We start from the raw sequence: 10,176 nt of genomic DNA, 5'->3' as shown, positions 1-10,176 counted from the left end.
GCTTTTGATTATTGATAACCTACTTTGGTTGTGTCAATTTGTTTGAAATTATTTGAAGCCCGGTCAATGTTTAAAGATGACATATTGACCTTGGATGAAACCTGCTCACGTTTTGAATGCAAATCTTTATCAGTACTTATGGCACCTGAAGTAGCTGCCGTAGCTGTCCGGCTAAGCTTGTTTAATTGATTGCCTGGTTTGTTTTGAGTTAAATAGGCGTTGTAATCACTCTGAATAAAAGTGGAATTCCAGTTTATATTTGTTGGATTGTTGTTTTCCTGATAGAGAACATTATTAGCAAATTTTAAAGAGATATTGTCTTTAAAATTTCCAAATTGAACCTGCCCCCCCGTGTTATTTGCAAATATATTATTGGTCACCGTTATGTTCTGACATCTGTTTTGCATATAACCGGCCGATTGGCAATGGTCAACAATGTTGTTGGTAACGGTAATGTTTTTCGATCCCTGATCAATGTATATACCCCAGGAGCCATAGCTATTAAATTTAAGGTTTCTTACAATGTTATTGGATATAACAACATTTTCCATCATTCCTAAAGTATATATACCGCCCAGGTCATCTAATAAACCGGTTCCAATATTTTCAATCCTGTTTTTACTTATAGTTACATTGCTCAGGATATTTGGGATTGTGCCATATCCCCAGCCTATTCCAATAGCAGAGTATTCTGCTTTATTAATGCTATTGTTGCTGATGCTGATGTTATTACCATTAACAACAAAAATTGGGTTGGCAGCAGGGACAACGAGGCCGCTGTTGGTAATTTTGTTATTATCAATATTGACTTTATTATTCAATATTTTTGTATCATTTTCAGAGCCCGGGCTGCCAACTTTAACAGATCCGGCCCCCATATTGTTAAAAGTGCAATTAGTAACCGACACATTACTGTTAGACTTATAATACCAGATCGCACTTTTAGCTATTCCTTTAAACGTACATTTATTAAAAACAACGTTGTCCGTAAAGTTTATCATTATAGCTCCATTTTCAGTAAAAGCAGAAGGATTGGGATCTATGCTTTGGTCTGTATATCTGTAACCAAAATGTTCAAAGGTTATATTTTCAAAACGGATATTTTTTATTTTATTCAGGGCAGAACCTGCTATATCAAATATCCGATCGTTAACTGGAATATATATCGGGCCATTGTTAGGCGATACGTTAAAGTATTGTGAAAGTACAGATGCATCAGCGTTTGCTATAGAAGCGGATGAAAGACTAACTAGCTTAAACCTTACCCCTTTTTTCCAGGGAGAGTAATCGCTATTATTGAGCCCGGTGGTATATAATACATGTGTTTTGAAATTGATGCTATCTATTTTCCTGTAGCAATATGTCCAGTTAGCATAAATAATTATTCCAAAATGTCCGCTTTTTAAATCAGAAAGCCCTATTGCTTTGTTTACTTGTTCTGGGTCGTAATAAAATAGCTGCTTGTTGTTATATAAGCCTGTACCGGTTTTTTTAGTCTCAAAGTTTGTTAAGGTAAAAAAGGATGTTTTGGGACTGCGAACATAATTTTTAAGGGAGTTATCAGTAAAAACTTCATCAAATTTTATATTATTTAGTGGAAGCTTTGATGAGCTTATATCATTAAATGCAATGGAGCCGGTAAACGTTACTGTTGGAATTTTATATGGCTTAATAGTTAATGTATGTATGAAAAAAGATTGATTTACGGCGCTTAACTTAACAGGACTTGCAATTAGATATTTGCTATCCATGATGAATATATTAATAGCCTCTCCATTAGCTAATTGGGGATCGCTTTTAATTGCAATAAAAAAAGCCCGTTGTAAAGTTGCTAATGGACCGGCATTGTTATTATGAATGGCAGTTTTTCCGTCCCAGGCATCATTGCCGGTACTGCTTACATAAATATCAAGAGCCCTTACGGGTAGCCAACAAAACTGAATTAATATAACCAGTACAAACAGAGCCCTGCAGTTTAATAACTTTTTCATAGTGTACACAATGTAAATTACGATCGACAAATAGTTTAGTTTTTTAGCATAACAAATATTTATTTATTATGTTCTTCATTTGTCTTGAAGCAGGCAAGATAAATTGATGTTGTTATTACTCGGCAGGTGACAGATTATATTTTAAACGATTATTTTGTTAAAATGTTTTGCCCAATATTTCTATTAATTTTTGTGTCCTTATTTCTCTTCCTTGTTTATTCAGGTGATATTCTGAATTGAAATAAAGACTATCGTTATAAACAAAAGTATCAGGCGTATTTATAATAGGGCATTTTAAGTTTTTATGAAATAGGGTGGCAAAATCAGTAACGACTTTTTTATTTAATGTAAAAGTAGATTGTTGATAAGTAGGGAATAGGTAGTATACAGTTGCACCTTTTTTCTTTACTGCATCAATAAAAGTGTTTATTAATTGCAGATCATCTGTGTAGTCTATTTCCTTTAACCTTGGAGAAACAAGGGGCACATTTTTTTTATTTAAATGAGAAACAAGATCTCCTTCAACTGTAAAGCCGTTTCTTATGTAAATATTATCGGAAAATTGTTTCCCTATCACTTTTACAGAGCTTGTTACACATCTTTGTAAATCGCTAATATAAAAAGGTATCAGTTCTTCGGGCTTAAGCGTGATATATTTTTTGGCATTTGGATTGGCATCCATTAATTGAGTAAGCAATTTTAATTCTGGTTTATCAAGGTAATACTCTGTTGATAAAAGTACAATGTCTGATTTCTTGACCCCATCTAACGCTTCGTTAAGCATAAACGATAGGCCTAAGCCCCCATGTAGGCTCATATTAACCACCGGATAATTGAATTCTTTGCTAATGGCACTACTGTTTATACCAAATGCTAAGTTTGATCCTCCTACAAAAATAATCTTTGGGGAAGGGAGGGAATGAAGCCTGCTTTCTTTGTCAATTGTTGCTGCTACGTAATCATTCTTACCCCGTACTAAGGGGCTAACTAATACTACAATTGCAACAAGAGATACTATGATCAACAAGCTAAAAAGAATAGCTCTAATGAGAAATTTTTTCATAATCTAAAACTGGAAATAAATAAATTGCTGGTTACCCTCAAATTTTCCGAGTAAAAATATGATCAGTACAAGGCCATAGTAAAATCCCCATCGGATAGCCGGAGATTTCTTATTTACAAAATCAACAAAAGATTGATTTTTCTGTAAATGTTCAACTCCAAACAGGATGAATAAAGCAATCAGTGCAAAAAGAATATCCATCATGTTTTTTGCTGATAGATATAAAGCGGTGGTTCCATGAACAGAGGTAATAAAATGACTTACTATATACCAGCCATCCTGAACGCTTCTTGCTCTGAAAAACACCCAGGTTGTACAAATGAGAAGAAAAGTAACCAGTTGGCACAGGATCGAATAAGCTGGTTTAAACCCTGATGATATGATACTTTCTATTTTACCTCTTGCTTTTTTTGTTGAAATATCAATGATCTGATAAACACCATTTAACCCCCCCCAAACAATATACGTCCAGTTGGCCCCATGCCATAAACCGCTAATTAAAAAAGTAATTAACAAATTAAGGTAGCGTCGGCTCATTTTTACTCTGCTGCCGCCCAATGGAATATAAAGGTAATCTCTGAACCAGGTAGAAAGCGAGATATGCCATCTTTGCCAGAATTCAACTATTGACTTTGCCGAATAAGGTTTATTGAAGTTTCTCATTAAATCAAATCCCATCACCCTTGCCGCGCCTATCGCTATATCTGAATACCCTGAAAAGTCGCAATATATTTGAAAAGCAAAAAAGATAGTTGATAAAATAAGCGGAAAGCCCTGGTAACGATGAGGGTCGCTGTATGCCTGGTTAACCAGGTCGGCCAGACGATCACTAATAACAATTTTTTTAAAAAATCCCCAGGTCATGAGTTTTAAGCCATTAGTTACATTATCATAACTGAATTTGTGCTTTTCATAAAACTGGTGTAATATGTTTTGGGGTCTTTCTATAGGCCCGGCTACTAACTGCGGGTAAAACATTACATACAATGCGTAAATACCAAAGTTTCTTTCAGCTTTCTGGTTACCACGATAAACTTCAATCGTGTAACTCATTGCCTGGAATGTATGAAATGAAAGGCCTATTGGTAATAAAATTGAAAGATTTGGGATGCGATTTGCATAGCCCAGATCATTTAGCAGTAACGATAGGTTGTCATTTAAAAAGTTATAGTACTTAAAAATACATAACACGCCTATATTGGCTATCAAACTACATATCAGGAATAATTTTCTTTTCCTTCCGGATGATAATTCAATGTAGATACCGGCAAAGTAGTCTATAACAATCGTGAACCCTAATATTAAGATGTAAATAGGTAAAAATGCCATGTAAAAATAGCAGCTGGCTATCAGAAGCAAAAACCATCTTAATTTATGGGGGATTATGAAGTATAATGTTGTTACAACTATGAAAAAGTATACAAAATGTAAGGAGTTGAATAGCATAATTAAATTTATCTACAGGGGCTTAGAGTTAAATTATTTGTGTTATTTATTTGAGTTGATAATAGCGTTAAGCTGTAACCTCAACAAATTATAATTTTTCATAAGAACGGATTATCCATAAGGATTTTTTTCTTGAAGAAAGAAGTTTAGTGCTGAATTAATAGGCGTTAAAGTTTTAAACATTTACAAAAATTAAGTCAATTAAATTTCTTTTTTTTATGGTGTAAAAATGCATCTAAAATGTTTATTTTGTAAAATAAAAATCATTTTTTTTTTAAAATTTTTATCAAAAGTGGTTATGAATTGAAAAAAATAATGCTTTTAGCCATATTATTTAATAATTAACATGCAGGTTTTACACAGATTAAATTAGCTAAAATCATAATAAATGCTTATGTTTTTTAATTGTTTAAAAACAACTTACAATCATTATTCTAACCATAAAAATTAATTACTCACTATAAATAACAGCCCCCTTACTACATCGGCTTTGTTAATTTTATATACTGTTTCAAAATAACATATGGATAAAAAAAACATTCTTCTCATTAGTCATAATTTTTCCCCTGAACCTACTGGTATTGGAAGATACAATGGTGAAATGATGGATTGGTTAGCCCGGGAAGGTTATAATTGTACTGTCGTAACCACCTTCCCATATTATCCATATTGGAAGGTTCAACCACCTTATAAAAATGTCTGGTATAAAAAAGAAGTTGTTACTTATCCGGAAAGTAATTCTACTTTAACTATTTATCGTTGTCCCTCTTATGTGCCTGCTGATCCAACAGGTAAAAAAAGGATCATTCAGGATTTCTCTTTCTGGAGTTCGATGCTATGGAAGGTTTTTCAACTCATTTTAACCAGAAAAAAATACGATCTTATTATCACCATAGCTCCTCCTTTCCATTTAGCCTATTTGGGTTTATGGCTTAGGAAATTTAACGGGGGTAAACTATTGTACCACATTCAGGACCTCCAGATAGAAGCCGCCCAGGATCTTAATATGATTTCAAGTAAAAGGTTATTTAACTGGATATTTAAGATCGAAAAAAAGATTTTGCTAAAAGCCGACTATGTAAGCAGTATTTCTGAAGGTATGCTCAATAAAATTAGGGCCAAAATAGATAAAGATGTTTTGTTTTTTCCGAATTGGGTAGATACCTCGTTATTTTACCCTTTACCATCAAGACATTTACTTAAAAAGAAATGGGGATACCAGGAAAACGATACAGTTTGCCTGTACTCTGGAGCCATAGGTGAAAAACAAGGGCTTGAAATTATACTAAACGTTGCCGGGCTATTGCAAAACTCTCCGGATATCAAATTCATTATTTGCGGATCAGGGCCATACAAAGAAAAACTTGTTCAGATGGCTAAGCATAATAATCTAACAAATATTCAGTTTTTACCAGTACAGGAGAAAGAAGTATTTAATGAATTCCTGAATATGGCAGATGTGCATCTGATATTACAAAAGAGCGAAGCAAGCGATCTTGTAATGCCGTCAAAACTTACAACCATATTAGCCGTTGGAGGGGTGAGTTTAATCACCTCTGCCCGCGGTACATCATTGTACAACCTTGTTAATAATTATGAGGTAGGATATGTTGTTGAGCCGGGAAATGACGAGCTTTTGGCAGAAGCCATTCAGAAAATAAATGAGGAAAGTGATATAGAGATAAAAAGGAACAATGCCAGAGATTACGCTTTAAAATATTTGAATATTAACAATGTAATGAATAGCCTTACAAAACAACTAAATTGCCTGGAATTGTAAATATTTCAATAAAATAGTAAATTTGTTGTTATATTGCAGTGTTTTTGTTGGTAAATATATTAATTGTAAAATTTAAAAACTTTTCAATATAAATGCTGTTAACGCTTACAAATTAAGCCACTGCTATATTAACTATGAAGAAAATTGCACTTATTACAGGTATAACCGGACAGGACGGTGCCTATTTAACAGAATTGCTTCTATCAAAAGGATATGAGGTTCATGGTATTAAACGACGCAGCTCATTGTTTAATACTGACAGAATTGACCATTTATACCAGGATCCGCACGATTCTGAACTTAAATTGATTCTGCATTATGGTGATTTAAGTGATTCAACCAATCTGATACGTATTATTCAGCAGGTACAACCTGATGAAATTTACAATTTAGGTGCCATGTCGCATGTTAAGGTGAGCTTTGATACACCTGAATATACAGCCAATGCTGATGGTATAGGTACCTTACGTTTATTGGAGGCTATCCGTATTTTAGGTCTGGAAAAGAAAACTAAAATATACCAGGCATCTACATCAGAACTGTATGGTTTGGTACAAGCGGTTCCGCAATCAGAAACCACTCCGTTTTACCCGCGTTCGCCATACGCTGTTGCTAAAATGTATGCTTACTGGATCACTGTAAACTATCGTGAAGCCTACGGTATTTATGCATGTAATGGTATCTTGTTTAACCATGAAAGCCCGCTGCGTGGCGAAACTTTTGTAACGCGTAAAATTACACGTGCAACAGCTAAAATAGCCATGGGATTGCAGGATAAATTATTCCTGGGTAACCTTGATGCGCAAAGGGATTGGGGACACGCTAAAGATTACGTCGAAGCTATGTATCTGATCCTGCAACAGGATACCCCCGAAGATTATGTTATAGCTACCGGCGTAACTACCCGTGTACGTGAATTTGTTAGATTGGCATTTGCCGAAGTGGGCATTGTTGTTGAATTTAAGGGAGAAGGAGCAGACGAAAAAGGATATGTAGTAAGTTGTGCCAATCCCGATTTTCAAATTGAAATTGGTAAAGAAGTAGTTGCCGTTGATGCGAAATATTTCAGACCTACCGAGGTAGATCTGCTTATAGGCGATCCAACTAAATCAAAAACAAAATTGGGATGGAAACCTAAATATGATCTGCAAGGCTTAGTAAAAGAGATGGTTGCTTCAGATGTGGAGCTTTTCCAAAGAGAAAAATTACTCAAAGATTCAGGTTATGTTATTAAAAACCAATTTGAATAATTGTAATGGATAAATCCTCCAAAATATATATTGCCGGCCATAAGGGGATGGTAGGATCAGCCATACATCGTAAATTAGTCAAAGAAGGTTTTACCAATATTATCACCCGCAACTCTGCTGATCTTGATCTGCGGAGTCAACAGGCGGTTTCTGATTTTTTTGCAAATGAACAACCTGATTATGTGTTTTTAGCTGCCGCCAAAGTTGGTGGCATTGTAGCTAATAATACCTACCGGGCCGATTTTCTGTATGAAAACCTGCAAATCCAGAATAACGTTATTCATAGCGCGTACTTGAATAAAGTAAAAAAACTCATGTTTCTTGGGTCAAGCTGTATTTATCCTAAACTCGCTCCCCAGCCGTTAAAGGAAGAATATTTGCTTACCGGTTTACTTGAGCCAACTAATGAGCCTTATGCTATAGCCAAAATTGCAGGTATAAAAATGTGCGATGCGTACAGAGATCAGTATGGATGCAATTTTATATCAGTAATGCCTACAAATCTTTACGGATATAATGATAATTACCATCCGCAAAATTCACATGTATTGCCGGCTCTTATACGTAGGTTTGATGAGGCCAAAAAGCAACAGTTACCCGAGGTTGTTATCTGGGGAACCGGTTCACCTAAGCGTGAGTTCTTATTTGCAGACGACTTGGCAGAAGCTTGCTTTTACCTGATGCAGAATTACGATGAGCAGGGCCTGGTGAATATTGGTACAGGTGAGGATCTTTCCATAAAAGATTTAGCATTGCTTATCAAAAAAATTGTAGGTTATGAAGGAAATATAACTTTTGACACCTCAAAACCGGATGGAACCCCCCGTAAGCTGATGGATGTAACAAAATTACACAGCAAAGGCTGGAAACATAAAATTGAATTAGAAGAAGGAATAGCTTTAGCTTATAAAGACTATTTGACAAAAAATAATTAATGTATTTTGTTATTTATTTGAGTTAGTATTGCTATTACAATCAAATAAAAATCAATACTTATAATTTCGTAAATATATGACTGAGGTAACCAAGATTTGTTGCATTGGCGCCGGGTATGTTGGCGGTCCTACAATGGCCGTAATTGCAAAAAAATGCCCTCATATTCAAGTTACAGTAGTAGATCTTAATGAGGCCCGGATAGCTGCCTGGAATGATAAGGATACAAATAATATCCCTATTTATGAACCAGGTTTAAGTGATGTTGTAGCTGAAGCGAGAGGTCGCAATTTGTTTTTTTCTACCGAGGTAGATAAAGCCATTCATGAGGCGCAGATGATATTTATATCAGTTAATACGCCAACTAAAACTTACGGAGCGGGCAAAGGACAAGCCGCGGATCTGAAATGGATTGAACTTTGTGCCAGGCAAATTGCCAGTGTAGCAAAGGATAACAAGATCATTGTTGAAAAATCTACCCTGCCTGTAAGAACCGCAAGCGCCATAAAAGATATTCTGACTCATACAGGCAATAATGTTCAGTTTCAAATATTGTCAAACCCGGAATTTCTTGCCGAGGGAACAGCTATAGAAGATCTGGATGCTCCTGATCGTGTATTAATAGGCGGCGACAGCACCCCCGAAGGCAAAATGGCTGTACAGGCATTGGTTGATGTGTATGCCAACTGGATACCAAGAGAGCGTATATTAACCACCAACGTTTGGTCGTCAGAACTGTCAAAACTAACTGCTAACGCATTTTTGGCGCAACGCGTATCATCCATTAATTCACTTACCGAAATTTGCGAACAAACAGAAGCGGATATTAATGAAGTTGCAAGAGCAATTGGAACTGATAGCAGAATTGGGCCTAAGTTTTTAAAAGCTTCGGTAGGTTTTGGCGGTTCTTGTTTTCAAAAAGATATTCTAAACCTTGTTTATATAGCTCGAAGCTATGGTTTACAGGAAGTAGCTGATTATTGGGAGCAGGTAATTATTATGAATGATCATCAGAAAAGGCGGTTTGCAAACCAGATCATCAAAAACCTGTATAATACAGTTAACGGCAAAAAAATAACATTTTTAGGTTGGGCGTTTAAAAAAGATACAAACGATACCCGCGAATCCGCAGCTATTTATGTGGCCGATCATTTATTATATGAACAGGCCGATATTGCTGTTTATGATCCAAAAGTTCCTGAAAGCCAGGTGTATGCCGATCTGGATTATTTGCGTACCCGGGAGCAGGAGGAGAATAAAAAAGGAGTTAGTGTTTTCAAAGATCCCTATGAGGCCTGCAAAGGTTCGCATGCCATTGCTGTTTTAACAGAATGGGATGAATTTAAAGGTTACGACTGGCAAAGGATCTATGACAATATGTTAAAGCCCGCTAAAATATTTGACGGAAGGAATTTACTTGACGCTGATAAATTAAGGGCTATAGGATTCCAGGTACGATCAATAGGTACTAATGTTTTAGAAAAGTGATCTATTGCACCTGAAGAAGTTTAAGTTTACCAGCAGTTACGAAATTCGTAACTGCTTTTTTATTCTGTATTTTTAGCCCTGATATTTGTATTCAACATATATTACATGTTATTAACCCCTCTTACTACCGATGAATAAAAACAACTATGCGATCATCATGGCAGGCGGCATCGGGAGCCGTTTCTGGCCCATAAGCCGGTCATCGCATCCCAAACAATTTATAGA

Annotated in this window: 8 protein-coding genes; 5 read left to right on the top strand and 3 right to left on the bottom strand. The window is 35.6% G+C overall.

Annotated features, from left to right (window positions below; all coding sequences use genetic code 11):
• Positions 1–8: 8 nt before the first annotated feature.
• The 3 genes from BLR84_RS25585 to BLR84_RS25575 all read right to left on the bottom strand — a co-directional run bounded on the left by BLR84_RS25585 (position 9) and on the right by BLR84_RS25575 (position 4,107).
• Positions 9–1,991: a right-handed parallel beta-helix repeat-containing protein gene (locus tag BLR84_RS25585; RefSeq protein ID WP_090473116.1), complete on the bottom strand. Its 1,983-nt coding sequence runs from the start codon at positions 1,989–1,991 to the stop codon at positions 9–11.
• A gap of 157 nt (positions 1,992–2,148) precedes the next feature.
• On the bottom strand, positions 2,149–3,054 hold the full coding sequence (locus tag BLR84_RS25580; RefSeq protein ID WP_090473115.1) for a hypothetical protein: 906 nt from the start codon (positions 3,052–3,054) through the stop codon (positions 2,149–2,151).
• Positions 3,055–3,057: 3 nt separating this feature from the next.
• On the bottom strand, positions 3,058–4,107 hold the full coding sequence (locus BLR84_RS25575; protein WP_255367046.1) for an MBOAT family O-acyltransferase: 1,050 nt from the start codon (positions 4,105–4,107) through the stop codon (positions 3,058–3,060).
• A 916-nt stretch (positions 4,108–5,023) separates the two neighbouring features.
• On the opposite strand from BLR84_RS25575, the gene BLR84_RS25570 reads away from it, so the two are divergent.
• From BLR84_RS25570 to BLR84_RS25550, 5 genes are all read left to right on the top strand, one after another.
• The gene (locus BLR84_RS25570; protein WP_090473113.1) at positions 5,024–6,280 is read left to right on the top strand and encodes a WcaI family glycosyltransferase; all 1,257 of its coding nucleotides are present in this window, start codon (positions 5,024–5,026) and stop codon (positions 6,278–6,280) included.
• A 134-nt stretch (positions 6,281–6,414) separates the two neighbouring features.
• Entirely contained in the window at positions 6,415–7,530 is a 1,116-nt protein-coding gene (gmd, locus tag BLR84_RS25565; RefSeq protein ID WP_090473112.1) for a GDP-mannose 4,6-dehydratase, read from the top strand.
• Positions 7,531–7,535: 5 nt separating this feature from the next.
• Positions 7,536–8,465: a GDP-L-fucose synthase gene (locus BLR84_RS25560; RefSeq protein ID WP_090473111.1), complete on the top strand. Its 930-nt coding sequence runs from the start codon at positions 7,536–7,538 to the stop codon at positions 8,463–8,465.
• Between the two features lie 76 nt (positions 8,466–8,541).
• Entirely contained in the window at positions 8,542–9,951 is a 1,410-nt protein-coding gene (locus tag BLR84_RS25555; RefSeq protein WP_090473110.1) for a UDP-glucose 6-dehydrogenase, read from the top strand.
• Positions 9,952–10,081: 130 nt separating this feature from the next.
• A partial coding sequence (locus BLR84_RS25550) for a sugar phosphate nucleotidyltransferase (RefSeq protein WP_143014000.1) occupies positions 10,082–10,176 on the top strand: 95 nt, incomplete at its 3' end.

This window comes from Mucilaginibacter sp. OK268, assembly GCF_900103125.1.
Taxonomy (GTDB): domain Bacteria; phylum Bacteroidota; class Bacteroidia; order Sphingobacteriales; family Sphingobacteriaceae; genus Mucilaginibacter.
Note: the sequence above shows the minus strand (reverse complement) of the source record. Positions and strands in the feature narration are given on the sequence as shown.

Excerpts from the sequence above, each read along its gene's own strand:
- BLR84_RS25585 (WP_090473116.1), bottom strand. The coding sequence starts at position 1,991 with ATGAAAAAGTTATTAAACTGCAGGGCTCTGTTTGTACTGGTTATATTA.
- BLR84_RS25580 (WP_090473115.1), bottom strand. The coding sequence starts at position 3,054 with ATGAAAAAATTTCTCATTAGAGCTATTCTTTTTAGCTTGTTGATCATA.
- BLR84_RS25575 (WP_255367046.1), bottom strand. The coding sequence starts at position 4,107 with ATGAGTTACACGATTGAAGTTTATCGTGGTAACCAGAAAGCTGAAAGA.
- BLR84_RS25570 (WP_090473113.1), top strand. The coding sequence starts at position 5,024 with ATGGATAAAAAAAACATTCTTCTCATTAGTCATAATTTTTCCCCTGAA.
- gmd (WP_090473112.1), top strand. The coding sequence starts at position 6,415 with ATGAAGAAAATTGCACTTATTACAGGTATAACCGGACAGGACGGTGCC.
- BLR84_RS25560 (WP_090473111.1), top strand. The coding sequence starts at position 7,536 with ATGGATAAATCCTCCAAAATATATATTGCCGGCCATAAGGGGATGGTA.
- BLR84_RS25555 (WP_090473110.1), top strand. The coding sequence starts at position 8,542 with ATGACTGAGGTAACCAAGATTTGTTGCATTGGCGCCGGGTATGTTGGC.